A 23,693-nucleotide genomic window follows, 5' to 3' on the forward strand; every position below is an offset into this window, starting at 1 on the left:
CCGAGGCCTTCATGGGCTATCTGCTGCCCTGGGGCCAGATGTCGTACTGGGGCGCACAGGTGATCGTGAACCTGTTCTCGGCCATTCCGTTCGTCGGCCCGGATCTGGCGCTGCTGATCCGCGGCGACTACGTGGTGGGCGATGCAACGCTGAACCGCTTCTTCAGCTTCCACGTGATCGCCGTGCCGCTGGTGCTGCTGGGACTGGTCGTGGCCCACTTGCTGGCGCTGCACGACGTGGGCTCGAACAACCCCGACGGCATTGAAATCAAGGGCCCGGGCAAGCCTGTGGACGACAAGGGCCACCCGCTGGATGGCATCCCTTTCCATCCGTACTACACGGTGCATGACATCCTCGGCGTGTGCATCTTCCTGTTCATCTTCTCGGCGATCGTGTTCTTCGCGCCCGAGTTCGGCGGCTACTTCCTCGAGTACAACAACTTCATTCCCGCCGATCCGCTGAAGACGCCGAATCACATTGCTCCGGTCTGGTACTTCACGCCGTTCTATTCGATGCTGCGCGCCATTACCAGCGAGATGATGTATGCGCTGATCGCCTGCGTGGTGCTGGGCGCCGGCTTTGGGGTCTTCAAGTCGAAGCTGCCGGGCATCGGCAAGGCGGCCGTGGCGGTTGCCGGGATCGTCGTGATTGCCCTGATGATGGTCATCGACGCCAAGTTCTGGGGCGTGGTGGTGATGGGCGGCGCCGTGATCATCCTGTTCTTCCTGCCCTGGCTGGACCAGAGTCCCGCGCGTTCCATCCGCTACCGTCCGGGCTGGCACAAGTGGCTCTACGCCATCTTCGTGGTCTGGTTCGTCGTCCTGGCCTATCTTGGCGTGCAGCCACCGTCGCCGATCGGCGAGCGTGTCTCGCAGGTGGGTACGCTGTTCTATTTCGGTTTCTTCCTGCTGATGCCCTGGTGGACCCGTCTGGGTGAGCCCAAGCCGGTACCGGAACGCGTCACCTTTGCCGCGCATTGAGCAGGAGTCACATACCATGATGAAAAAAGTTATCTTGACCTTGGTTGCGGCTCTTGGAATTGCCGCAGGGGCGCAGGCTTCGGAGGAAGGCATCGCCTGGGACAAGGCTCCGGTCAATACCAGCGACACGGCGTCGCTGCAGAACGGCGCCAAGATCTTCGTGAACTACTGCCTGAACTGCCATTCCGCGGCCTTCATGCGGATCAATCGCCTGACGGACATCGGCCTGACCGAGGCGCAGATCAAGGACAACCTGATGTTCACGACCGACAAGATCGGCGAGACCATGAAGGCGGCCATCAATCCCAACCAGGCAAAGGAATGGTTCGGCGCCAACCCGCCCGATCTGACCGTGATCGCGCGCTCACGTGCCGGCCACCAGGGCTCGGGTGCGGATTATCTCTATACCTTCCTGCGCACGTTCTATCGGGACGACACGAAGGCGACCGGCTGGAACAACCTGGCTTTCCCGAGCGTCGGCATGCCGCATCCGCTGTGGGAGCTCCAGGGCGAACGTCGTCCCATCTTCGAGGAAATCGAGAGCCATGGACAAAAGACTCAGGTATTCAAGGGGTGGGAGCAGGTGAGCGCTGGTACCATGACGCCCCAGAAATACGATGAGACTGTGGGTGATCTCGTGAATTACCTGCAGTGGATGGGCGAACCAGCGCAAAATACGCGCATCCGCGTGGGCGTCTGGGTCTTGTTCTTCCTGGGAATCATGACGTTCATTGCATGGAGGCTCAACGCGGCCTTCTGGAAAGACGTCAAGTAATCGCTAACCAACGACATGTTCAATCAGCCAGGCGCATGCCCGGCTGATGCAGAGTGGCCGCGAAAGCGTCCACTCTTTTGACTTTTAGGAGCCGCTCACCATGATGGTGCTTTATTCGGGAACGACCTGCCCTTTTTCACACCGCTGCCGCTTCGTGCTGTTCGAGAAGGGCATGGATTTTGAAATCCGCGACGTGGATCTCTACAACAAGCCCGAAGACATCAATGTGATGAATCCGTACGGCCAGGTGCCGATTCTGGTCGAGCGCGACCTGATCCTGTACGAGTCGAACATCATCAATGAGTACATTGACGAGCGCTTCCCGCATCCGCAGCTCATGCCGGGCGACCCGGTTGACCGCGCACGCGTGCGCCTGTTCCTGCTCAATTTCGAGAAGGAACTGTTCGTTCACGTGAACACGCTCGAATCGCGTGCCTCCAAGGGCAACGAGAAGGCTCTGGAGAAGGCGCGCTCGCACATCCGTGACCGGCTGACCCAGCTGGCCCCCGTGTTCCTGAAGAACAAGTACATGCTCGGAGAGAACTTCTCCATGCTCGACGTGGCCATTGCTCCCTTGCTGTGGCGTCTTGACTACTACGGCATCGAGCTGAGCAAGAATGCCGCTCCGCTGCTGAAGTATGCCGAGCGCATCTTCTCGCGCCCTGCCTACATCGAGGCGCTGACTCCTTCTGAAAAGGTGATGCGCAAGTAATTGCGTTTGCCGACGTCTTTGCGCATAAGCGCCAGCACATCATGATCAATGCCCCGGAAGTCTCATCCACCAGGCCTTATCTGATCCGCGCGATCCACGAATGGTGTATCGACAACGGGTTCACGCCCTACATCGTGGTGAGCGTGAACGAATCCGTCCAGGTGCCTCGTGAGTTCGTGAACGATGGCGAGATCGTTCTGAACGCCAGCTATGACGCCACGAGCGGCATGCAGCTTGGCAATGATTTCATCGAATTCAAGGCGCGCTTCGGCGGCGTCCCTCGCGAGATCATCGTACCGGTCGGCCGCGTGGTCGCCGTCTATGCGCGTGAGAACGGGCAGGGCATGGCATTCCCCGCGCCGGTGGATGCGCTGTCGGGCGCGGCATTGCAGGATCAGGCTTCTTCTTCGCCGATGCATGCCGACGAGCCCTCTGGCGCGGGCGCCCGGGCGCAGCCGTCCGCGGAGCGCTCGACACCGCAATTGGTTCCCGTGGAAAACGACGCCTCCACCACCGGCCCGGATGAGGACTCTCCTCCGCCCAAACCACCTGTCGGCACGGGCGCGCGCCCCTCGTTGAAATTGGTTAAATAAAGGCGGAAAGATTTTGGATGTCTTTCCAAAAACGCGGGAAATAACAGGCTAGAATGCCAGCTTCGCCGGTTTAGCTCAGTTGGTAGAGCACCCGCCTTGTAAGCGGTAGGTCGTCAGTTCGAATCCGACAACCGGCACCAGTACAAAGAACCCTCATGCTCACGCATGGGGGTTTTTTTTGCGCGTCACAACAGCGGCCTGGCCTGCATGCACATGCCAGCCCACGCGGGAACACCCGCGACGTTTGCATTCTGGCAATCGCTTTCTTTTTTCTTCTTTGAAGTTACCAGCGGCAAAATGAGTGCGAAGAGACGTGGCGCGTAGCGCAGGACGTGTCGTGGATGGAGCCGCATGGCGGATGTTCGGAAGGGTTTGCCCCGCAAGCCGCGGCTGCTTTTCCAACAGGGTAGAATGAATGAGAATTAATGTCATTCATTGCGCATGCTCCATCGGTTCAGTCTTCTGCTCGTGGATGACCACGCGGATATCCGCGAGCCGCTGTCCACTTTTCTCCGCCGCTATGACTTCGAGGTCGAGGCTGTCGCCGACGGCGCGGCCATGCGCCAGTGCCTGCAGGCGCGGGTTTTCGATCTCATCGTGCTGGACGTGATGCTTCCTGGCGAAGGAGGCCTTTCGCTGTGCCGCTATGTCTCCGAGCACGTGGGCACGCCGGTCATCCTGCTGACGGCGATGGCCGATCAGGTTGATCGCATCGCCGGGCTTGAGATCGGCGCGGACGACTATGTCGTCAAACCTTTCGATCCGCGCGAGCTGGTGGCGCGCATCCGCAGCGTGCTGCGCCGCACGCAGGGCCGTGGCGGTGATGAGGGGCCCGCGCTGCTGGCCATGTCGCAAGAGCGCGAGTACCGTTTCTCCTTTGCCGGCTGGTCGCTGGATACGCGCACGCGCGAGTTGCGCGATCCCGATGCGCGCAGCATCGCGTTGAGCACCTCCGAGTTCCACCTGCTGCGGACCTTGCTGGAAAACGCTGGCCGCGTGCTCACCCGCAGCCAGTTGCTGGACCACACGCAGCGCACCGATACCGTGAACTTCGACCGTAGCATCGACAGCCAGATCAGCCGCCTGCGCAAGAAGCTGGAGCCGGACTCGCGCCGCCCGCATCTACTCAAGACCGTCCGTGGCGACGGCTACATGCTGGCAGCCAAGGTGGCCGTGGAATACGCATGAAGTGGCGGCCAAGCAGCCTATCGGGGCAACTGTTGGCGCTGTGGGTCATGGCGTTGCTGCTGGGTCACCTGATCGCGGTGCTGGCGCTGTCATGGTGGCGTGCCGACAACATCAGTATTCACCCACTTTCGGCACAGGCGATGGAATCGCGGATTCTCTCCGCCTACAAATCCGCCAGCCGTGCGCCGGATATCGGCAATCTGCTGGAAAACATGAGCCTGCCCGAATCAGAGTTTTATCTGCGCAGCGCGCCGCAGTTGACTGACGATGGACACTGGGCCGCCCAGGAGCAGATGCTGGCGCAGGCCATCCAATCCCGGCTTGGGCTTGCATCCAATGCGCCGGTGCATGTGCGTCTGAGCCGCGTGACTTCGCTGGAGCAGGGCAGGCAGGATCGGCGCAACTGGCTGGAGAAGGTCTTCAGGAGTACCGAGGCCCTCGCGGTCGATGTCGAGGTGATGCTGCCCGATGGCCGCTGGCTATACAGCCGCCACTGGCCTACCCTTGTGCCCGCGCACTGGAGCCGGGTGCTGAGCTTCTCGTTGCTGGTGGGGGCGGTGCCCGCTGCGTTGGTCGCGCTGCTGTTCGAGAGGCTCGTGATGCGCCCTCTGGCGGCATTGACAGATGCCTCGCGGCGGGTGAGCAGGGGTGAGCGCGTGATGCTGCCTCCGCCCGGCGGGCCGGGCGGCGTGCATGAAATCACCCAGGCTTTCAACGACATGCAGGAAAGCCTGATCCGCTTCGTCCACGGGCGCACCCAGATGCTGGCCGCGATGAGCCATGATCTGCGCACGCCGCTGACGTCGTTGCGCATTCGCGCTGAACTCATCGATGACGATGCGTTGCGCCACGCCATGATCAATACGCTCGACGAGATGAGCTCCATGGTCGAAGAGACGCTGAGCTTTGCCCGCGACGAGGCCCGGCAGGAGCCCACGCAGGATGTGCTCATCGACGGGCTGATCCAGGCGGTGGTCGATGCGCAATGCGCCAGTGGGCATGAGGTGCGCCGCACCGCCACCCTCGATTCCCGGCAGAGCTATCGCTGCCGGCCGGTGCATCTCAAGCGTGCGCTGCACAATCTCATCGACAATGCCGCCCGCCACGGCGAAGTGCGCGTGGCCAGCCTGATCGACAGCGCCGCCCGCTCGCTGCGCATCGAGATCGATGATGACGGGCCGGGCATTCCCGCCGATCAACTGGAGCGCGTGTTCGAGCCCTTCACCCGCCTGGACGCCGCGCGCAGCACGCACACCGGCGGCGTTGGCCTGGGGCTGGCGATTGCACGCTCATGCGTGCGCGCGCATGGCGGCGACATTACGCTGCACAACCGCGTGGAGGGCGGCCTGCGGGCGGTCGTCGAGATGCCGCTGTAGCGGCTGGAAGCGTTCACAAGCGCGGGTCTTCGCGAATGTGTGGAGAGGAGGTGCGGAGAGGAAAGCGTCGCGCCTGGAGTGCGGTCACGCTTCGGCCCACATGCGCATCAGGTTGTGGTAAGTGCCCGAGAGTGCGGCAATCGAGGGGTGTGCGGGCATCTCCGCTGTCAGGCGCTGAATCTGCTGGTCCAGATCGAACAGCAGGCGCCGCTGCTCGTCGGACTTGACCAGGCTGTGCGTCCAGAAGAACGAGCCATAGCGCGTGCCACGGGTCACCGGGTTGACGCGGTGCAGGCTGGTGCCGGGATAGACGATGGCGTCGCCGGCGGGCAGTTTCACGCCCTGCTCGCCGTAGGTGTCCTCCACCATCAGTTCGCCGCCGTCATATTCGTCCGGATCGCTGAAGAAGACGGTGGTCGAGACGTCGGTTCGTACCTTGATGGCCGTGCCGGGGATCGTGAAGAATGCGTTGTCGATGTGGTTGCCGTAGGTGCCGCCGCCCTCATAGCGGTTGAAGCGCGGCGGCAGCACCTTCAGCGGCAGCGCGGCCGACATGAACAAGGGGTTGCGGCCCAGGCGGTCCAGGATCAGGTCGCCGATCTGCTGGCCCGTCTTGCTGTCCAGCGGCAGTTGCAGGTTGCTCTTGACCTGCGCCGCCACGGGGCCGGCCGTGGCGCGTCCATCCTGCCAGGAGGCGTTCTCCAGCGCCTGGCGGCAATGGCTTACTTCATCGGGGGTGAGCAGGGCGGGAATGCGCAGAAGCATGGCGGGAGGTTCTCGATGGGAGTGATCAACAAGTGTGCATGAAAAAAGCCCCACGGGCGGTATCCGCCGATGGGGCTGTGTCGCGGACCTGCGCCGACTCAAGCGCAGGCCGGGCTCAGGATCAGTAGGTGAACTTGAGCGAAGCCACGGCGGAGCGGCCGGCAGCCAGGGTGGCGTAGTGGGGCGAGCGCACGCCGCTGTAGTAGACCTTGTCGCCCAGGTTGAAGACGTTCAGCTGGAACGCCAGGTTCTTGTCGATCTGGTAGGCCAGCATGGCATCGACGCGTCCATAGCCATTGACGCCCTTGGTCACGATACCGCCGTCCACGCTGGACACCGCATACCCCTGGTTGACGCTGCTTTGTGCATACAGGCCCAGGCCGAGGGTGAGTTCAGGCATGGGCTTGTAGTTGGTCCACAGGCTGAAACTGTGCTTGGGGGTGTTGATGAACGGACGGCCGTTGGAGGCGCTGCCCGCACCCGCGTTCGTCTGCTCGCTGTCCATGAAGGTATAGCCGCCAAAGACGCTCAGGTTGCGCAGGACCTGGCCGGAGAAGCCCAGCTCGATGCCGTTGACCACCTTGTCGCCGCCCATGTAGGTGATGCCGTTCTCGGTGATGCGCACGTTGGTGACTTCGTTGCGGAAGACGGCGGCGGTCAGCGCCAGCTTCTTGTCCATCACGTCCCACTTGGTGCCCAGCTCGATGGAGCGCGTCTTCTCGGGCTTGAGTTCCGCCAGCGCATCGCTGGTGATGGCCAGGTCTTCGGTGCCGTTGCCAAGGGACGAGCCGCCGGGGCGCGACGAAGTGCCGATGTTGGCGTAGATGCTGCCATTGGGCGCGGGCTTGTAGACCAGGCCCAATTGATAGTTGAACAGGGTGTCCGAGCGTTCCGTCTGATAGGTCGAGGACGCATAGTTCACCTTGTAGTGATCCGCGCGCACGCCAGCATTCAACAGCCATTGTTCATTGAACTTCATGGTGTCGAACGCGTACAGGGCGATGGTGTTGATCTTGTTCTCGACAGGCGCGGAGATGGTGTAGTTGTAGGTGAAGGGAGCGGAGCCGTCCGGATTGTTCAGCGAGGCGCACCACATGGACACAGCCGTGCAGTTGCTCTGCGTGCTGTCCTGGATCGCGCCGGAGCGGGATTCCGATTTTTCCCGGGACAGCTCCAGGCCGAACGCGTAGCTGTGGCCGACGCTGCCGGTCTGCTCCTTGCCCGTGGCTTCCGTCACGTTCTGCAAGGTCGTGATGTCGGAGAAGCGGTAGTTCCCCCGGCGGAACACAAAACCGTTGATGGCATTGCCCTTGCTGTCGTCGGGCTGGGTCCAGACATAGTCCTGCTTGGACTTGCTGTAGCGCAGGCTGTTGCGGATCTTGTTGGTGTCGGTGAATTTGTGCTCCACCGATGCCGTGAACAGGTCGCTCTTTTCCTTTTCATAGTCGCGGTCGTACAGGCCGTACCAATTGTCGCGGCTGTTGCCGAAGGTGGGGCGGACCGTGGAGCCGCCGGGCAGCTTGGCCATGGCCGAGTTGGTGTACAGATAGGGCACGCCGCCGTCGGGGACGTTGTCGGTTTGCAGATGCTGCCACGACAGGGTGACTTCGGTCGGCGTGCCCATGCCGAAGGTCACCGTCGGCGCAATGCCCCAGCGCTGGTTGGAGGGGCCGTTGCGGCCGGGGACGTCGGCGTCATGGGCCATCGCGTTCAGGCGAAAGCCCGTGGTGTCATTGATCTTGCGATTGATGTCCAGCGTGCCGCGCTTGTAGCTGTCGGTGCCCAGGCCCACGTCGCCCGAGATGAAGTTCTCGCTCTTGGCCCGCTTGGTGACCAGGTTGATGGAGCCGCCGGCTCCGCCGCGGCCCGCGAAGGCGGAGTCCGCCCCCTTGATGATTTCCACGGATTCCAGGTTGAAGACTTCGCGCGTGCCTGCCGCGATGTCGCGCATGCCGTCCACGAACGTGCTGGATTGGCTGTCCATGCCGCGGATGAAGGGCTGGTCGCCGTTGGGGCTGCCGCCTTCGCCGTTGCCGAAGGTGATGCCGGGCGCGGACCTCAGCGCTTCCTGCAGGCTGGTGGCGCCGGTCTGACGGATCAATTCCTCGTTGACCACCTGCACGGTCTTGGGCGTGTCAATCAGCGGAGCGGTGAACTTGGCCGACGGCGCGACATCCGTCTTGAGCGGCGCGCTGGCCGTATCTGTCACGGTTACGGTGTTCAGCGTGGCATCTTGCGCCAGCGCTCCCGTGCTGGCGAGGCACAGGCAGGCCGCGAGAGCTATTTGGGTGATGTCCGCAGGTGGATGAATGCGGCCGTTCAGGGGTTTGGACATGCGTTTTCCTGGAAGTTGTGAATCTGGAGAAAAAAATCACCCACGAAGGGGTGATGAATGCATACGTGTGTAACTTGCAGTTGAGAATCATTACTAATCAATGTTGTTCATATTTGCCTGAATGTGGCGAAATATGGCAGCGCTCACCAAGCTGCCGGGCTGCATGGGCGGACTGGGCCCGCGCTCACCCGGGGCGGCAGCGCCACACTTCGACATGAATGGGCAAATCCCCGCCATATTCGTTGAGCAAGATGTTGCGCATGAGCCACAAATTACCGCAAATGCACAACCATTCCACTGGCGCTCCTGAAGGGGCGATGCCTGAAATTGCCATGTTCAGGAAGGGTTCCCGGATGCTCATAAGGCCGACCTACCCGCGTATGCGGGTGCTGCGCGCCGTGGCGGGCTTTGGGGAGCGGGGCGTCAATTGCACCGAGCTGTACGAGCGTCTGCTGCATGACGGGGCCCCGCTGACCGTCCCCACCATTTACCGCGTCGCCAAGGAACTGGCGATGGCCGGACTGCTGCAGCGCGAGCGCAGCGATGATGGCAAGGTGTTCTACCGCTCCTGCTGTTGAAGCATTGTCAGAACGGTGAGTGGCTCTGGATCTTGATGCGGATGGCCTGGACGTCCCGCCCCTTGCTTCTCAGGTGCGCCTCGAAGGAGGGAAGCAACTGGCGCAATTTGGACGCTGCGGCGTTTCCCCTGACCAGCAGGCACCAGGTTGAGCCCTCGATCGGTCCCGCCTGCACGGACGCACGCATGCCGGGCGGGATCAGCGGCTCGATGGCCTTGAGCCGCGCGCTCGACTCGCTCGTCAATTTGGCAAGCTGGGACAGGGTGGGAGAGGCCTGCGCGGCTTGCAGCAGTGGAATGGCTTGGTGGCGTCGGTGCATGGTTCGGGGTTTGCGGGTGAGCGCAATGCCCGTGCCATTATCCCGGATGCCCGGAGCCATTACCTGGCGGTCCGGATACGTTTTATGCTGCGCAACGGATCGGTATATCCCATCCATGCCCGTGGGGCCGGGGCAACAGGGACCCGGTCGGGGCTATCGCCTTGTTCGCTGGACAAATGTGAAAGGCGGTTATCCCGCGCGAGTAGAATCTGCGCACGAGCCCCCGCCTTCGGATGTGATGTGACGGTTCATACACTTGTTGCAATTTCCGGATGCGGCCCCATCTGATACCAATTCGTCTTAGGGATTACGGTCGTTCCGGCGCGCTTGGGCGTGTTGGGCGGTCCTGTTTGCATGGCCACCTTTCTCACCAAATTATTTGGCAGCCGGAATGACCGGTTGCTTAAAACATATCGCAAAACAGTTGCTCGCATCAACGCGCTCGAGCCCGAATTCGAGAAGCTGACCGACGATCAATTGCGCGGCAAGACGCAGGAGTTCAAGGATCGCGTCGCCAAGGGTGAATCTCTGGACGATCTGCTCCCGGAAGCGTTTGCGGTGGTCCGCGAGGGCTCCAAGCGCATCATGAAGATGCGCCATTTCGATGTGCAGATGCTGGGCGGCATGGCGCTGCATTACGGCAAGATCGCGGAAATGCGCACCGGCGAAGGCAAGACGCTGACGGCGACGCTGCCTGTCTACCTGAATGCGCTTTCCGGCAAGGGCGTGCATGTGGTGACGGTCAACGACTATCTGGCCAATCGCGATGCGACCTGGATGGGCCGGCTCTACAACTTCCTCGGGCTGACGGTGGGCATCAACCTGCCGCAGATGCCGCGCGAGGAAAAGCAGGTCGCCTACAACTCCGACATCACCTACGGCACGAACAACGAATACGGTTTCGACTACCTGCGCGACAACATGGTCTACGAAGGCGGCGAGCGTGTGCAGCGCGGCCTGAACTATGCCATCGTCGACGAGGTGGATTCGATCCTGATCGACGAGGCGCGCACGCCGCTCATCATCAGCGGCCAGGCGGAGGACCACACCTCCATGTACGTGGCGATGAACAAGGTGATTCCCGCGCTCACCCGCCAGGAGGGTGAAGCCGATCCGCGCACCGGCGAGGGTGTCACCAAGCCGGGCGACTTCACGCTGGACGAGAAATCGCATCAGGTCTTCCTGACAGAGCAAGGCCACGAGCACGCCGAGCAGCTTCTCACCGAGGCCGGCTTGATCGCGGAAGGCGCATCGGTCTACGACCCGGCCAACATCGCGCTCATGCACCACCTGTATGCGGCGCTGCGGGCCAACCACCTGTACCACCGCGACCAGCACTATGTGGTGCAAAACGGCGAGATCGTGATCGTCGATGAGTTCACCGGCCGCCTGATGGCGGGCCGCCGCTGGAGCGATGGACTGCACCAGGCCGTGGAAGCCAAGGAAGGCGTGGAGATCCAGGCCGAGAACCAGACGCTGGCATCGATCACGTTCCAGAACTACTTCCGCCTGTACGCCAAGCTCTCCGGCATGACCGGCACCGCCGATACCGAGGCCTACGAATTCCAGGAAATCTACGGTCTCGAGACCGTGGTGATTCCGCCGAACCGCCCCAGCAAGCGCGACGACCAGCTGGACCGCGTCTACAAGACGACGCGCGAGAAGTACGATGCCGCGATCAAGGACATCCGCGAGTGCTATGAGCGCGGCCAGCCGGTGCTGGTGGGCACGACGTCGATCGAGAATTCGGAGATCATCGACGAGATGCTCAACCGCGAGAAGCTGCCTCACCAGGTGCTCAACGCCAAGCAGCACGCCCGCGAGGCGGACATCGTCGCGCAGGCCGGACGTCCCGGCATGATCACCATCGCCACGAACATGGCGGGCCGCGGCACCGACATCGTGCTCGGCGGCAATATCGAGAAAGCCATCACGGCCATCGAGGCCGACGAGTCGCTGGACGAGGCCGCCCGCGCGGCGCGCATCCAGCAGGCGCGCGACGAATGGAAGGCCGACCACGACAAGGTGGCGGCGCTTGGCGGCCTGCGCATCATCGCGACCGAACGCCATGAGTCCCGCCGCATCGACAACCAGCTGCGCGGCCGCTCGGGCCGGCAGGGCGATCCCGGCTCTTCGCGCTTCTATCTGAGCCTTGACGACCAGCTCATGCGCATTTTCGCGGGCGATCGCGTCAAGGCCATCATGGACCGCCTGAAAATGCCCGAGGGCGAGGCCATCGAGGCGGGCATCGTCACGCGCAGCATCGAGTCCGCGCAGCGCAAGGTCGAGGCGCGCAACTTCGACATCCGCAAGCAGTTGCTGGAATACGACGACGTCGCCAACGACCAGCGCAAGGTGATCTATCAGCAGCGCAACGAGATCCTGGACGCGCAGGACCTGAGCGGGCTGATCAACGCCATGCGCGACGACTGCCTGGCCGACGTGGTGCGCCAGTACGTGCCCCAGGACTCGGTGGAGGAGCAGTGGGACCTGCCGGGCCTGGAGAAGGCGCTGGAGGCCGACTGGCAGATCCATCTGCCGCTGCAGCAGGACGTGCAGGGCGCGGAGTCGATCACCGACGAGGAAATCCTCGAGAAGGTGCAGGCCGTTGCGCGCGAACAGTTCGACGCCAAGGTGGCGCTGGTGGGGCATGACAACTTCAACCAGTTCGAGCGCATGGTGCTGCTGCAGAGCTTTGACTCCAACTGGCGCGACCATATCGCGGCGCTGGACTATCTGCGCCAGGGCATCCACCTGCGCGGCTACGCGCAAAAGCAGCCCAAGCAGGAATACAAGCGCGAGGCCTTCGAGCTGTTCCGCCAGCTCATCGACCAGGTCAAGAACGCGGTGACGCGCACGCTCATGACGGTGCAGGTGCGGTCCAACGAGCAGCTCGACGAGGCTTCGCAGGCCATGGGCGACCAGGGCGACAAGCTGGGCGGCGCGACCTATCACGGCAGCTCGGAGCTGCCCGATGGCGGCGACTCCAGCGGTCCGGAAAACCAGCCGCTGCCATCCGAATACGAAGGCTTGCGCATCGGCCGCAACGATCCCTGCCCCTGCGGAAGCGGCAAGAAGTACAAGCAGTGCCACGGCAAGCTGGCCTGATCCGCGAGCAGCGGGAATCCGAGCCGATACCGCGATAACAACAGCACGGGCTTCGCGCCCGTGTTTTTGCTTGTACGATCACGAATTCCGCGCGTGAGCCGATCGCGGCGCGGCAACCTGATCCAGGCCCCTTTCGCATTGAATTTTCGTTTCCAAGGACAGCGCACCATGCCCGTGAATCTCTCCGCCCCCGATGCATCATCCCTCCACCCCGTGCCCGGTGTCCGCATCGGCGTGACGCAGGCGGGTGTGCGCAAGGCCGATCGCAAGGATCTCACCGTTTTCCTGCTGGATGAAGGCGCGGCGGTGGCGGGCGTGTTCACCAGGAACCGTTTCTGCGCGGCTCCGGTTCAGATCTGCCGCGAGCATCTGGGCAAGGGCGCGGCGATCCGCGCCATGGTGATCAACACCGGCAACGCCAATGCGGGCACGGGCGCCGACGGGCTGGCGCGTGCCAACGCCACGTGCGAGGCCATGGCCCGGGAGCTGGGGCTGTCCGCCTCGCAGGTGCTGCCGTTCTCCACGGGCGTGATCATGGAGCCGCTGCCGGTCGAGCGCATTGCCGCCGGCCTGCCCGCCGCGATCGCCGATGCCAGGCCGGACAACTGGGGCAATGCCGCGCAGGGCATCATGACCACCGATACCGTGCCCAAGGCATGCAGCACGCAGGTGAAGATCGGCGATGCGCTGGTCACCGTGACCGGCATCTCCAAGGGTGCGGGCATGATCAGGCCCAACATGGCGACCATGCTGAGTTTCGTGGCGACCGATGCGAAGATCGCGCCGGAGCTCATGAACGGCCTGGTGCGCGAACTGGCCGACCAGTCGTTCAACCGCATCACCATCGACGGCGATACGTCGACCAATGATTCGTTCGTCCTGATCGCCTCGCAGAAGGCCGGCCATGCACCCATCGCCTCGCTGGAGAGCGAACAGGGCCGGCTGCTCAAGGCCGCGCTGCTCGAGGTGGCGCAGAAGCTCTCGCAGGCGATCGTGCGCGACGGCGAAGGCGCCACCAAGTTCATCACCCTGCGCGTGGAAGGCGGCAGGTCGTCGCAGGAATGCCGTCTGGTCGCTTACGCGATCGCCCACTCGCCGCTGGTCAAGACCGCATTTTTCGCCAGTGATCCCAACCTGGGCCGCATCCTGGCCGCGGTGGGCTATGCCGGCATCGAGGACCTGGATCAGACGCGCATCGAGCTGTTCCTGGACGACGTGCATGTGGCGACCCAGGGCGGCCGCAATCCCTCGTACCGCGAGGAGGACGGCCAGCGCGTGATGAAGCAAAGCGAGATCACCGTTCGCGTGCTGCTGGGCCGTGGCGATGCCGCCGACACGGTCTGGACCTGCGATCTGAGCCATGACTACGTGAGCATCAACGCGGACTACCGTTCCTGATGCGGCCTTTGGGCCGATTGATTCGAACCTGCAGAGATAGAAGAAGTTTGAGACATGAATGACGCCTTCGAGCGCTTGCTTCAGCGAGCCGAGCAATTGATTGATCGAATTGAATCCGTGCTGCCCAAGCCCCTGTCCGAGCCGGACTGGAGCACGGCGGTCGCCTGGCGCTACCGCAAGCGCAGCAGCGGCCATGGCGCGCTGGAGCCGGTGCGCCATCTGGCGGCGATGCGGCTCGACGAGCTCAAGGAGATCGACGGCCAGAAGGAAAAGATCCAGCGCAACACGCAGCAGTTCGTCGAGGGCAAGCCCGCCAACAACGTGCTGCTGACCGGGGCGCGGGGCACGGGCAAGTCCTCGCTCATCAAGGCCTGCCTGAATGCCTATGCCGGGCAGGGCCTGCGCCTGATCGAGGTGGACAAGGCCGACCTGACCGATCTGCCAGACATCGTGGAGGTGGTCTCGAATCGTCCCGAGAAATTCATCGTGTATTGCGACGACCTCAGCTTCGAGGACGGCGAGGCCAGCTACAAGGCGCTGAAGTCCATCCTCGACGGCTCCGTGGCGGCATCGACGCCCAATGTGTTGATCTATGCCACCAGCAACCGCCGCCATCTGCTGCCCGAGTACATGAAGGAAAACCTCGGCTATACGCACACCGACGATGGCGAGGTGCATCCGGGGGAGGCGGTGGAGGAGAAGATCTCGCTGTCCGAGCGCTTTGGCCTGTGGGTGAGCTTCTATCCGTTCACGCAGGAGGAATACCTGACCATCGCCGCGCAGTGGCTGCGCTCGCTGGGCGTGTCTGAATCAGCCATCGAGCAATCGCGGCCCGAGGCACTGGTCTGGGCTCTGGAGCGCGGTTCGCGCAGCGGACGCGTGGCCTACCAGTTCGCGCGCGATTTCGCGGGACGGCAAGCCCATGTCTGAGACCATGCAACAAGGCTCTCGCAAGCATACGGAAGTCGCGGTCGGCATCCTGTTCAAGGACAGCGGCGAGATGCTGCTGACGACGCGCCCAGACGGCAAACCCTATGCGGGCTATTGGGAGTTTCCCGGCGGCAAGATCGAGGAGGGCGAATCCGTCGAGCAGGCGCTGCGGCGCGAGCTGCATGAGGAGCTGGGCATCATCATCGCGGGCGCCAATGTCTGGAAAGTGACCGAGCATGACTATCCGCATGCCCTGGTGCGCCTGCATTGGTGCAGGGTGCACAAGTGGCAGGGGCAACTGCAGATGCGCGAAGGCCAGGCCATGTCCTGGCAGGCCTGGCCGCCCAGGGTCCGGCCGATTCTGCCGGGCGCCTATCCGGTGCTGCAATGGCTGGCCGAGGAGCGCGGAGAGCGCTTCGATGCGGCCGTGCTCGGCTGACGGCTTGGCACCGCACCGTGCGCGGGGTTCAGTCGTGGAGCTTGGGGTCGCCGTAGAGATTGTCTTCTGGCGGCGCCTCTGTCGGCACGCGGAAATCTTCGCTGGCCCATGCGCCCAGATCGATCTGCCTGCAGCGCTCGCTGCAGAATGGGCGGAACCGGTTGGCGGGCGTGAACAGGCTTTTGCCGCCACAGGTCGGGCAGGGGACGTATTTGGGGCTGGCGGTGGATGCGGGCGCCGCCGCCTGCGGCGTTGCGGATTGAGCTTTCTTCGTCATGGCAGGGCGGGCAAATGGATATGGCGGCTCAGGTGCATAGCGTGAGTTCGAAACTCGCATCTTCCATGGCGGGAAGCAGCTTGCCTGATTCGTCTTGCTGCATCAGTCGGACCGAGACCAGCAGGCGGTTGCCGCTGATCTCCGGAATCAATTGCAGCGATGGATCGATCCGCAGGCGCAGCAGGTTGAAGGTCCGCCCGTTGGGCGGCAGGGTCTGCTGGAACTGCCCGCGCGTGGTCACCACTTTCTGGGGCATGCCGGAGTCGCGCATCAGCCGCAGAAGCAGCAGCACCGACTCGGCCAGGGGCGCGAGCGTGCCTGCCCAATCCTCCAGATCGCGCCGGCGCCTGTCGCTGGGCATGTTGCGCCAGGCGTGATAGCCGGGCAGGTCGAAGCTGCAGGTGCCGCCGGGAATGCCGATGCGGCCGCGGATTCCCATCAGCCATTCGTCTTCGGACAAGGACTGGCCGGTCTTGCCCGGCTGGCCATTCAGATCGGCAAAGCAGCCTTCGAGCTGGGAGATGAAGCCGTCCAGCAGCTTCTCGGAAATGGATGGATTGCCGCGGTATGAATCGAACAGGATCTTCTGCTTGTCCAGGTCTTTCAGCACGTCCGTCTTGAGGTCGGCGCGCGCCGCGACATCCATGATTTCGAATATCGTGAGCAGTGCGAAATGATGATCCACGGAATGTGTGCGCGGAATCAACTCGCCCAGGCGGTGGAACAATTGTTCGAGCCGTAAGTAGGTTCTCAGGCGTTCGTTGAAAGGGTATTCGTAAAGGATCACGCTGCGGATTTCCCGGATTCAGCTCAGGTTCGGCAATGTAGTTGATTTGTATCAGACTAGCTCTGAGGCATCATAGCCTGAACTGCTTGGCCAACTCACGCGCTTTTGTTTGCAGATCTAACAATGACAACCCATCGTTATAGATAATCCAATCTGCCGCGGCTCTTTTGATAGTTCGGCTAGCCTGTGCTGCGATGATGGACAGCACTGCTTCGCGCGTCAAGCCACTGCGCTGCTGGACGCGTGAAATCTGGGTTTCCTCGCGGCAGTCGACGACGATGACGCCATCGAGCCGCGCGGGCCATCGGCGGGATTCCACCAGCAGCGGGATGTCGAACACAATGATGCGTTTGCCCGCATCCTCGGCTGCCCGCGCGGCGGCCTGGGTTTCCCGGGAAACCAGCGGATGGATGATGGCTTCCAGTCGGGCCTTGGCTGCCGGGTCGTTGAATACAAGCTCGCGCATTTGCCCGCGATCGAGCGCGCCGTGGGCGTCGATGAAATGGGCTCCAAAGGTTTCGCCGATGGCGGCGATGGCGGCTCCGCCCGGCGCGGTGACGGAGCGGGCGATCTGGTCCGCGTCGATGAGCGCGGCTCCCAGGTCCCTCAACATGGCGCCGAAAGTGCTTTTGCCGCTCCCGATGCCGCCGGTGAGCCCGATATGCCTGCCGCCAGTTGCAAACCTCGACATGTTTTTCGCCGCTCCCGGGTAATCCGCGCAGTCAGATGCCGAAGATCGACAGCACGGATTGCAGGATCTTCTGCGGGCCCACGATCATGGAGGCCAGGCCGGCGCACGCCAGGAACGGGCCGAAGGGCACGTAATGGCCTTCGCGCAGCGAACTGGCGAATTTCATGCCGAGGCCGACGACGGCTCCGATGACCGAGGCCATCAGGATGATCGGCACGAGTGCGCTCCAGCCGAACCAGGCGCCCAGCGCGGCGAGGAGCTTGAAGTCCCCGTAGCCCATGCCCTCCTTGCCCGTGAGCAGCTTGAACGCCCAGTATATCGACCAGAGAAACAGGTAGCCCGTGGCCGCGCCCAGGATGGAATCGGCCAGCGGCACGGCGAGCCAATGCACGGCGGAGCCGATCAGCGCGGCCCACAGCAGCGGCAGCGTGATGTCGTCGGGCAGCAGCGTGGTGTCCCAGTCGATCATGGCAAGCGCCACCAGCGCGGCGCTGAAGCCGCACCACATCGCCGTCGTCATCGACCATCCCCACCGCGCCGCGCAGAAGTAGAACAGCCCGCCAGTGGCAAGCTCCACGAGGGGGTAGCGGATGCTGATGCGCGACTTGCAGCCGGAGCATTTGCCGCCCAGCGCGACATAGCTCGCCACGGGAATGTTCTCGTACCAGCGTATGGCGTGGCCGCAATGCGGGCAGCGCGAGGCGGGCGCCAGCAGGTCGAAGCGGCCGTCAGCTTCAGGCGCAGGCGGGGCGGGCCAGCCCTTTTCCTCGATGTAGTCGCGGCACTCCTTGTCCCAGCTGCGTTCCATCATGATGGGAACGCGATGGATCACGACGTTGAGGAAGCTGCCGATCAGAAGCCCCAGGATGCCCACGACGACGGCGTCCAGCCATGGCTCACCCGTCATCAAACGACCTGTCCGAGCTTGAAGATGGGCAGGTACATCGACACCACGATGCCGCCGATCAGGCCGCCCAGGAACACAATGATGATGGGCTCCATCAGGCTGGAGAGGCCGGCGACCATCTCGTCCACCTCCGACTCGTAGAAGTCGGCCGCCTTGCCCAGCATGTGGTCGATCGAGCCGGATTCCTCGCCGATGGCGCACATCTGCAGCACCATGGACGGGAACACGTTCGCATTCGTCATGGCGTTGGTGAGGCTGGTGCCGGTGGCGACTTCCTGCTGGATCTTGTCGGTGGCGTCGGCATAGACCGAGTTGCCCGATGCGCCGCCCACGGAGTCCAGCGCCTCGACCAGCGGGACGCCCGCTGCGAACATGGTCGAGAGCGTGCGGGTCCAGCGCGCCACGCAGGATTTGTCGATCAGCGCTCCGAAGATCGGCATCTTCAGCAGCAACCGGTCCATGAAGCGCTGCATCTTCTCGCTGCGCTTCCATGCCTGGATGAAGAAATAGCCGCCGCCGAAGATGATGCCGAAAATCAGCCACCAATAGGCCACGAAGAATTCACTGACCGCCATCACGAACAGCGTGGGCGCGGGCAGGTCGGCGCCGAACGAGGTGAACACCTCCTTGAACGCCGGGATCACGAAGATCATGATGATCGTCACCACGACGAAGGCCACGACGATCACGGCCGATGGATACATGAGGGCCGAACGGATCTTGCTCTTGATGGCTTCCGTTTTCTCCATGTAGGTGGCGAGGCGGTCGAGCAGCGTCTCCAGGATACCGGCGGCCTCGCCCGCTTCCACCAGGTTGCAGTAGAGGCTGTCGAAGTACATCGGGAACTTGCGGTACGCGGCGTTCAGCGAGGTACCGGTCTCCACGTCGCTGCGGATGTCGTTGAGCAGCTTGGTGACGCTGGGATTGGTGTTTCCGCGGCCGACGATGTCGAACGCCTGCAGCAGGGGAACGCCGGCCTTCATCATCGTGGCCATCTGGCGCGTGAAGAGGGCGATGTCCCGGGGCCTGATCTTCTTGCCCGAGCGTGTGCGGCGCTTCTTGATCTTCGTGGCCAGAACGCCCTGGCGGCGCAGCGAGGCCTTGACCTGGTTTTCTCCCGCGGCGCGGATTTCCCCGCGCACGATCTTGCCGCTGCGGTCCTTGCCTTCCCATTCAAAGACGAAGTCCTTGATTCCTCTCGTTGCTGCGGTTGCCATATTGAGTCAGAGCTTTCGTCGACTTTTATTCATTGGTGACGGCGAGAACTTCTTCCAGGGAAGTCATTCCGATCTTGGCCTTGTACAGGCCGGACGAGCGCAATGAGCGCACGCCCTCCAGGCGAGCCTGTTTTGCGATCTCCAGAGCGCTGCCGTCCTGCAGGATGATGCGCTGCAGTTCCTCGGAAATCGGCATCACTTCGTAGATGCCGACGCGCCCCTTGTAGCCATTGTTGCAGGCATTGCAGCCCACGGGCTTGTATGTGACCCACGAGCCGTCGATTTCCTCGTCGCTGTAGCCCGCATCGACCAGGGCTTCGTGCGGAATGTCGGCCGGCTCCTTGCATTTGGGGCAAAGGCGGCGTGCGAGGCGCTGGGCGGTGATCAGGATCACGCTGGATGCGATGTTGAACGGGGCGATCCCCATGTTCCGCATGCGCGTCAGGGTGGTCGGCGCATCGTTCGTGTGCAGGGTGGACAGCACCAGGTGGCCGGTCTGCGCGGCCTTGATGGCGATGTCGGCGGTTTCGAGGTCGCGGATTTCACCGACCATGATGATGTCCGGATCCTGGCGCAGAAAAGCCTTCAGCGCGGTGGCGAAGGTCAGGCCCGCCTTTTCGTTCACGTTGACCTGGTTCACTCCGGGCAGGTTGATTTCCGACGGGTCTTCCGCCGTGGAGATGTTCACGCCCGGCTTGTTGAGCAGGTTCAGGCAGGTATAGAGCGATACCGTCTTGCCGGAGCCGGTGGGGCCGGTCACCAGGATCATGCCGTAGGGGCGGGCGATGGCCGTGAGCAGGCGCTCTTTTTCCTCGGGCTCGTAGCCGAGTGCGTCGATGCCCAGCTTGGCGCTGCTGGGGTCGAGGATACGGATGACGATCTTTTCGCCGAACAGGGTGGGCAGCGTGCTCACCCGGAAATCGATCACCCGGTCCGGGCCGATCTTGAGTTTCATCCGGCCGTCCTGCGGGACGCGCTTTTCCGAAATATCGAGGCGCGAGATCACCTTGATGCGCGACGCCAGTTTTTCCTTGATGGCCGGCGGCGGGCTGGATATCTCGCGCAACTCGCCGTCGATGCGAAAGCGCACGCGGTAGTGGTGTTCGTAGGGCTCGAAGTGCAGGTCCGATGCGCGCATGTTGAACGCGTCGATCAGCATCTTCTGCAGGAATTTGACGATGGGCGCGTCTTCCACATCGTTCTGGCCGACATCCTGCGTTTCCTCGACTTCGTCGACGGATACGTCACCGAATTCGAAGTCGCCGCCGGAGACGATGGAGTCCAGCGCTTCGGCCGCGCCCTTGGTCACTTTCTCGATGAAACGGCCGAGCTTGTCGTATTCGGCGATGACCCAGTCCACTCCCATCTGGGTAGTGAACTTGATCTTTTCAGCCGCCTCGTGATCGGTCGGATCGGCTGTTGCGATGATGAGACGGTTTGCGCGCCGGTTGAGCACGGCCACGCGGTAGGACTGGCAGATCTTCGCATCCAGGAGATCGCTGGGGATGCGCAGGACGTCGAGCGCATCCACGTCGATGAGCGGAGCGCCGAAAACACTGGAGATGGTGTGCGCCAGTTCGGCGGAAGTGAGGGTGCCACTGCCCACCAGTTCCGAGATGAACGTGGTGCGCGCCCCCTGCGCCTTCTTGACCAGATCTTCAGCCGCTGCCTGATCCAGCTTGCCTGCGGACATCAGTGTCCGCGCCAGGCCGGGCAGAACAACAGGGGTCGCGCTTTTGGGGGCGGTATCTACAGGAGGCATGTAGGAAATGAAGAGATGTCAGGAAGAGTAACGATCCTATCATCGCTGATTGGTCGCTGGCTGTACAGCATGCCAAGGGGCCTGCCGAGCAGCGGCACTGAAAACATCGACGCCTGGTTTTGTGCCGGGTTCCAACGCTTGATGCGCGCTAATTATTTGATATTTATCGCAAATTCATGATTTTGCGGTCACCAATCAACGTATTGATTGGTAATTGATTGATGGTGCGCAATGCGAGCAGATGGTTTGCTCGCCGAGTTTTTGGTGATGCGTGATTGAAACGCATTGGTGCTTACCGTCAATTGGCAATTGTTTTCCTGCAATGACTTTTGGAAATCAAGAGTAAGCATGCGTATGGATTGCCGGCGTTGCGCGTTGCAGACAATCCGGTGGGGCTGACGGACCGGCGAGCCGTGCCGGTCCGGAGCATGCCGGGCGGCGGGCTGGGCGATCAGTCTTCGCGCATGCCGGTGGCCTTCACCACTTCACCGAGGCGGGTGCGTTCCTCATCCACGAATCTGGTGAAGGATGCGCGGGTTCCGCCTATGGGTTCAATGCCCATCCCGCGCAGGCGCTCGATGGTCTGGGGATCCTTCATGGCATGGTCCACGGCGGCGGCCATCTTGTCCAGGATGTCCTGCGGGGTTCCCGACGGAGCGTGAACGCCGGCCCAGTGCGCGATCTTGATGTCGCCAAAGCCCTGCTCCACGGCGGTCGGCAGGTCGGGCCAGGCCGAAATGCGCTCGGTCCAGGTGGTCGCCAGCGCCTTGAGCTTGCCCGCTTTGAGGTAGGGAATGACGACGATGCTGGCTTCGGATGTCGCATCGATCTGGTTGCCCAGCACCGCGTTCACTGATTCGGAGCCGCTCTTGTAGGGTACGAGATCCAGCTTCGCGCCATATTTGGAGGTGAGCAGCCCTTCCACGAAATGCGGCGTGCTGCCGTTGCCCGCCGTGCCGAAGTGCAGTCCGGCTCCGCTCTTGGATTTGGCGACGAAATCCTTCAGGTCCTTGTAGGGCGAATTGGCGGGCACGATGATGACCGAGGGCGCCAGGCCGATCATGGCGACGGGCGTGAGGTCGCTGTCCTTGTAGGGAACCTTGCGGATCATGCTGTTCGAGATGACGCCCGCGGCGCTGATCAGGAAGGTATAGCCGTCCGGCTGCGACTTGGCCACGACGTCCGTGCCGAGAATCGCGCCCGCGCCCGGTTTGTTGTCCACGATGATGGTCTGGCCCAGCACCTTGGATGCGCCTTCCGCTGCCGCGCGGGCCAGCAGGTCGTTGGCGCCGCCAGCGGAAAAGGGAACCACGAACCGGATGGGGCGCGTGGGCCAGGCGTCGGCGGCCTGGCTTGCCAGGGCGGTGAAACCCAGGGCGAGCGCGGCGGCGCCAGCCAGCAGGGTGCGGCGAGTATGTTTCATGACATCTCCTTGATGGATTTGGTTATCGGACGATGAAACGTTGTCTGGCGCAAATCTCGTGCCAGGAATGTCGGTGCAGTGTATCGGAGCCTGGGTGGCCGGGATTTACGAGGCACGGGTGCCCGCATCGTCTTGCTCCGCGCATGGTGATGCGGGATCTTTTGTTTCAGCCGTGTTTAAAAACTGAACCGTGGCCTTTCTTGGTTGAATACGGCGGCCGCTTCATGCAGGCGTTGTGTCGCAGTCGCCTGCGCGGACCACGCGTCCCCGCCCATCGGTGATGCCGCGCAGGCCCACGCCGAATGCCTCGAACCCCAGGCGGCGGGTGTGCGATCTATAGTCCCTGCGGTCGTGATGATGCCCGTGAAACGACTTGCTCACGCCAAGGCTTCGCGCCAGCTCGTCGATGATGGTGAATCCATGCGGATGCGCGGACGGCGCTTCGTGCGTGACCAGGATGTCGGCGCGCTCCTGCAGCAGCCCGAAGCAGTCGGAGGGGAAAATCGTGCTGCGGTGCTTTCGGGGAAGCCCGTTTCGCCACAGATTGCCCGCGCCGCAGCAGGCGGCGAAGTCGGCCGGTTGTTCGTACTTCCAGTGCGCGGGCGGCATCCAGACCTGGCCGCGAAAGACGCCGCCAAGCCCTGCGATGCGCAGGCCCGCCACTTCGGCGATCCGCCCATGCAGGTTGCGATGGGCGAATTTCGATTCAAACAGGTTGGCGTAGCTCGTATCCGAATCGGTGTCGTGGTTGCCGTGGACAAACCAGATATCGGTCATCTCCGCGATGCAGGCAAGCTCCAGGTCGAGGGGCTGGCGCGCCTGGATGTCCCCGAGGAATACCACCGCATCCGGCCGGCCGTGATGGACCGCGTCGATCACATGCTGGAATTTGCCGTGCGTGTCGCCCAGGAAGTAAATCATCGGAATATTCTGAGCCATCTTGGCGCGTGGGCCGGAGATGGCGCGCAGGCATTGATGGGGATCGCGGCCTGTGCTAGAATTCACGGTTCCGTGGAAATTCTTCTACGGAGCTTCAAATCTTTAAGAGGTTTACATGTACGCGGTCATAAAAACCGGCGGCAAGCAATATCGCGTTGCTGCTGGCGAAAAAATCAAAGTAGAACAGATTGCTG

The 23,693-nt window shown here is 62.7% G+C and carries 24 protein-coding genes and 1 tRNA gene; 13 read left to right on the top strand and 12 right to left on the bottom strand.

Features of this window, described 5'->3' with window-relative positions; genetic code table 11:
• The 5 genes from ABWP92_RS08075 to ABWP92_RS08095 form a co-directional block, all read left to right on the top strand.
• Positions 1-980, top strand: a 980-nt coding sequence (locus ABWP92_RS08075) for a cytochrome b (protein ID WP_353234863.1), incomplete at its 5' end; no start/stop codon positions are given.
• A 19-nt stretch (positions 981-999) separates the two neighbouring features.
• On the top strand, positions 1,000-1,755 hold the full coding sequence (locus ABWP92_RS08080) for a cytochrome c1 (protein WP_353234885.1): 756 nt from the start codon (positions 1,000-1,002) through the stop codon (positions 1,753-1,755).
• 100 nt (positions 1,756-1,855) lie between these two features.
• Entirely contained in the window at positions 1,856-2,467 is a 612-nt protein-coding gene (locus tag ABWP92_RS08085; protein ID WP_353234864.1) for a glutathione S-transferase N-terminal domain-containing protein, read from the top strand.
• A 41-nt stretch (positions 2,468-2,508) separates the two neighbouring features.
• A complete protein-coding gene (locus ABWP92_RS08090; RefSeq protein ID WP_353234865.1) occupies positions 2,509-3,060 on the top strand; it encodes a ClpXP protease specificity-enhancing factor in 552 nt (183 codons plus the stop codon).
• A 64-nt stretch (positions 3,061-3,124) separates the two neighbouring features.
• A tRNA-Thr gene (locus ABWP92_RS08095) sits at positions 3,125-3,200 on the top strand.
• 19 nt (positions 3,201-3,219) lie between these two features.
• Here ABWP92_RS08095 and ABWP92_RS08100 read toward each other — a convergent pair.
• Positions 3,220-3,492 (bottom strand): hypothetical protein, encoded by a 273-nt coding sequence (locus ABWP92_RS08100; RefSeq protein ID WP_353234866.1) that lies wholly within the window; start codon positions 3,490-3,492, stop codon positions 3,220-3,222.
• Positions 3,493-3,501: 9 nt separating this feature from the next.
• On the opposite strand from ABWP92_RS08100, the gene ABWP92_RS08105 reads away from it, so the two are divergent.
• A complete protein-coding gene (locus ABWP92_RS08105) occupies positions 3,502-4,248 on the top strand; it encodes a response regulator (RefSeq protein ID WP_353234867.1) in 747 nt (248 codons plus the stop codon).
• Positions 4,245-5,624: an ATP-binding protein gene (locus ABWP92_RS08110; RefSeq protein WP_353234868.1), complete on the top strand. Its 1,380-nt coding sequence runs from the start codon at positions 4,245-4,247 to the stop codon at positions 5,622-5,624. Before ABWP92_RS08105 ends, ABWP92_RS08110 begins: the two co-directional genes overlap by 4 nt.
• An 84-nt stretch (positions 5,625-5,708) precedes the next feature.
• Here the strand turns inward: ABWP92_RS08110 and ABWP92_RS08115 are convergent, their stop codons facing one another.
• Both ABWP92_RS08115 and ABWP92_RS08120 read right to left on the bottom strand, forming a co-directional pair.
• Complete coding sequence (locus tag ABWP92_RS08115; RefSeq protein ID WP_353234869.1) at positions 5,709-6,389, bottom strand: Fe2+-dependent dioxygenase; 681 nt, start codon at positions 6,387-6,389, stop codon at positions 5,709-5,711.
• A gap of 121 nt (positions 6,390-6,510) precedes the next feature.
• A complete protein-coding gene (locus ABWP92_RS08120) occupies positions 6,511-8,724 on the bottom strand; it encodes a TonB-dependent receptor (protein ID WP_353234870.1) in 2,214 nt (737 codons plus the stop codon).
• 353 nt (positions 8,725-9,077) lie between these two features.
• Between ABWP92_RS08120 and ABWP92_RS08125 the strand changes: the two genes are divergently transcribed.
• The gene (locus tag ABWP92_RS08125) at positions 9,078-9,302 is read left to right on the top strand and encodes a transcriptional repressor (protein WP_353234871.1); all 225 of its coding nucleotides are present in this window, start codon (positions 9,078-9,080) and stop codon (positions 9,300-9,302) included.
• Positions 9,303-9,309: 7 nt separating this feature from the next.
• On the opposite strand, the gene ABWP92_RS08130 is transcribed toward ABWP92_RS08125, so the two are convergent.
• A complete protein-coding gene (locus tag ABWP92_RS08130) occupies positions 9,310-9,621 on the bottom strand; it encodes a hypothetical protein (RefSeq protein ID WP_353234872.1) in 312 nt (103 codons plus the stop codon).
• Between the two features lie 354 nt (positions 9,622-9,975).
• Between ABWP92_RS08130 and secA the strand changes: the two genes are divergently transcribed.
• The 4 genes from secA (at position 9,976) to mutT (ending at position 15,496) form a co-directional block, all read left to right on the top strand.
• Complete coding sequence (secA, locus tag ABWP92_RS08135) at positions 9,976-12,729, top strand: preprotein translocase subunit SecA (protein WP_353234873.1); 2,754 nt, start codon at positions 9,976-9,978, stop codon at positions 12,727-12,729.
• A gap of 168 nt (positions 12,730-12,897) precedes the next feature.
• On the top strand, positions 12,898-14,127 hold the full coding sequence (argJ, locus tag ABWP92_RS08140) for a bifunctional glutamate N-acetyltransferase/amino-acid acetyltransferase ArgJ (RefSeq protein ID WP_353234874.1): 1,230 nt from the start codon (positions 12,898-12,900) through the stop codon (positions 14,125-14,127).
• 54 nt (positions 14,128-14,181) lie between these two features.
• Positions 14,182-15,057 (top strand): ATP-binding protein, encoded by an 876-nt coding sequence (locus ABWP92_RS08145; protein WP_353234875.1) that lies wholly within the window; start codon positions 14,182-14,184, stop codon positions 15,055-15,057.
• Positions 15,050-15,496, top strand: coding sequence for an 8-oxo-dGTP diphosphatase MutT (mutT, locus tag ABWP92_RS08150; protein ID WP_353234876.1), 447 nt, complete (start codon positions 15,050-15,052; stop codon positions 15,494-15,496). Before ABWP92_RS08145 ends, mutT begins: the two co-directional genes overlap by 8 nt.
• Before the next feature lie 28 nt (positions 15,497-15,524).
• Here mutT and ABWP92_RS08155 read toward each other — a convergent pair whose 3' ends face one another.
• The 8 genes from ABWP92_RS08155 to ABWP92_RS08190 all read right to left on the bottom strand — a co-directional run bounded on the left by ABWP92_RS08155 (position 15,525) and on the right by ABWP92_RS08190 (position 23,565).
• On the bottom strand, positions 15,525-15,773 hold the full coding sequence (locus ABWP92_RS08155) for a DNA gyrase inhibitor YacG (protein ID WP_353234877.1): 249 nt from the start codon (positions 15,771-15,773) through the stop codon (positions 15,525-15,527).
• 28 nt (positions 15,774-15,801) lie between these two features.
• A complete protein-coding gene (gene zapD, locus ABWP92_RS08160) occupies positions 15,802-16,560 on the bottom strand; it encodes a cell division protein ZapD (protein WP_353234878.1) in 759 nt (252 codons plus the stop codon).
• A 70-nt stretch (positions 16,561-16,630) separates the two neighbouring features.
• The gene (gene coaE / locus ABWP92_RS08165; protein WP_353234879.1) at positions 16,631-17,251 is read right to left on the bottom strand and encodes a dephospho-CoA kinase; all 621 of its coding nucleotides are present in this window, start codon (positions 17,249-17,251) and stop codon (positions 16,631-16,633) included.
• A 31-nt stretch (positions 17,252-17,282) separates the two neighbouring features.
• Positions 17,283-18,158 carry a prepilin peptidase gene (locus tag ABWP92_RS08170; protein WP_353234880.1) on the bottom strand — a complete coding sequence of 292 codons (876 nt, stop codon included), beginning with the start codon at positions 18,156-18,158 and terminating at the stop codon, positions 17,283-17,285.
• Positions 18,158-19,375: a type II secretion system F family protein gene (locus ABWP92_RS08175; protein ID WP_353234881.1), complete on the bottom strand. Its 1,218-nt coding sequence runs from the start codon at positions 19,373-19,375 to the stop codon at positions 18,158-18,160. Before ABWP92_RS08175 ends, ABWP92_RS08170 begins: the two co-directional genes overlap by 1 nt.
• 25 nt (positions 19,376-19,400) lie before the next feature.
• Positions 19,401-21,137 carry a type IV-A pilus assembly ATPase PilB gene (pilB, locus tag ABWP92_RS08180; protein WP_353234882.1) on the bottom strand — a complete coding sequence of 579 codons (1,737 nt, stop codon included), beginning with the start codon at positions 21,135-21,137 and terminating at the stop codon, positions 19,401-19,403.
• Positions 21,138-21,588: 451 nt separating this feature from the next.
• Positions 21,589-22,560 carry a Bug family tripartite tricarboxylate transporter substrate binding protein gene (locus tag ABWP92_RS08185; protein WP_353234883.1) on the bottom strand — a complete coding sequence of 324 codons (972 nt, stop codon included), beginning with the start codon at positions 22,558-22,560 and terminating at the stop codon, positions 21,589-21,591.
• Between the two features lie 222 nt (positions 22,561-22,782).
• On the bottom strand, positions 22,783-23,565 hold the full coding sequence (locus ABWP92_RS08190) for a metallophosphoesterase family protein (RefSeq protein WP_353234884.1): 783 nt from the start codon (positions 23,563-23,565) through the stop codon (positions 22,783-22,785).
• Positions 23,566-23,614: 49 nt separating this feature from the next.
• On the opposite strand from ABWP92_RS08190, the gene ABWP92_RS08195 reads away from it, so the two are divergent.
• The coding region (locus ABWP92_RS08195) for a bL21 family ribosomal protein (protein ID WP_353234886.1) at positions 23,615-23,693 on the top strand (79 nt) is incomplete at its 3' end.

This window comes from Diaphorobacter ruginosibacter (assembly GCF_040396215.1).
Lineage (GTDB): Bacteria > Pseudomonadota > Gammaproteobacteria > Burkholderiales > Burkholderiaceae_C > Diaphorobacter_A > Diaphorobacter_A ruginosibacter_A.

Excerpts from the sequence above, each read along its gene's own strand:
- ABWP92_RS08080 (WP_353234885.1), top strand. The coding sequence starts at position 1,000 with ATGAAAAAAGTTATCTTGACCTTGGTTGCGGCTCTTGGAATTGCCGCA.
- ABWP92_RS08085 (WP_353234864.1), top strand. The coding sequence starts at position 1,856 with ATGATGGTGCTTTATTCGGGAACGACCTGCCCTTTTTCACACCGCTGC.
- ABWP92_RS08090 (WP_353234865.1), top strand. The coding sequence starts at position 2,509 with ATGATCAATGCCCCGGAAGTCTCATCCACCAGGCCTTATCTGATCCGC.
- ABWP92_RS08100 (WP_353234866.1), bottom strand. The coding sequence starts at position 3,492 with ATGACATTAATTCTCATTCATTCTACCCTGTTGGAAAAGCAGCCGCGG.
- ABWP92_RS08105 (WP_353234867.1), top strand. The coding sequence starts at position 3,502 with ATGCTCCATCGGTTCAGTCTTCTGCTCGTGGATGACCACGCGGATATC.
- ABWP92_RS08110 (WP_353234868.1), top strand. The coding sequence starts at position 4,245 with ATGAAGTGGCGGCCAAGCAGCCTATCGGGGCAACTGTTGGCGCTGTGG.
- ABWP92_RS08115 (WP_353234869.1), bottom strand. The coding sequence starts at position 6,389 with ATGCTTCTGCGCATTCCCGCCCTGCTCACCCCCGATGAAGTAAGCCAT.
- ABWP92_RS08120 (WP_353234870.1), bottom strand. The coding sequence starts at position 8,724 with ATGTCCAAACCCCTGAACGGCCGCATTCATCCACCTGCGGACATCACC.
- ABWP92_RS08125 (WP_353234871.1), top strand. The coding sequence starts at position 9,078 with ATGCTCATAAGGCCGACCTACCCGCGTATGCGGGTGCTGCGCGCCGTG.
- ABWP92_RS08130 (WP_353234872.1), bottom strand. The coding sequence starts at position 9,621 with ATGCACCGACGCCACCAAGCCATTCCACTGCTGCAAGCCGCGCAGGCC.
- secA (WP_353234873.1), top strand. The coding sequence starts at position 9,976 with ATGGCCACCTTTCTCACCAAATTATTTGGCAGCCGGAATGACCGGTTG.
- argJ (WP_353234874.1), top strand. The coding sequence starts at position 12,898 with ATGCCCGTGAATCTCTCCGCCCCCGATGCATCATCCCTCCACCCCGTG.
- ABWP92_RS08145 (WP_353234875.1), top strand. The coding sequence starts at position 14,182 with ATGAATGACGCCTTCGAGCGCTTGCTTCAGCGAGCCGAGCAATTGATT.
- mutT (WP_353234876.1), top strand. The coding sequence starts at position 15,050 with ATGTCTGAGACCATGCAACAAGGCTCTCGCAAGCATACGGAAGTCGCG.
- ABWP92_RS08155 (WP_353234877.1), bottom strand. The coding sequence starts at position 15,773 with ATGACGAAGAAAGCTCAATCCGCAACGCCGCAGGCGGCGGCGCCCGCA.
- coaE (WP_353234879.1), bottom strand. The coding sequence starts at position 17,251 with ATGTCGAGGTTTGCAACTGGCGGCAGGCATATCGGGCTCACCGGCGGC.
- ABWP92_RS08170 (WP_353234880.1), bottom strand. The coding sequence starts at position 18,158 with ATGACGGGTGAGCCATGGCTGGACGCCGTCGTCGTGGGCATCCTGGGG.
- ABWP92_RS08175 (WP_353234881.1), bottom strand. The coding sequence starts at position 19,375 with ATGGCAACCGCAGCAACGAGAGGAATCAAGGACTTCGTCTTTGAATGG.
- pilB (WP_353234882.1), bottom strand. The coding sequence starts at position 21,137 with ATGCCTCCTGTAGATACCGCCCCCAAAAGCGCGACCCCTGTTGTTCTG.
- ABWP92_RS08185 (WP_353234883.1), bottom strand. The coding sequence starts at position 22,560 with ATGAAACATACTCGCCGCACCCTGCTGGCTGGCGCCGCCGCGCTCGCC.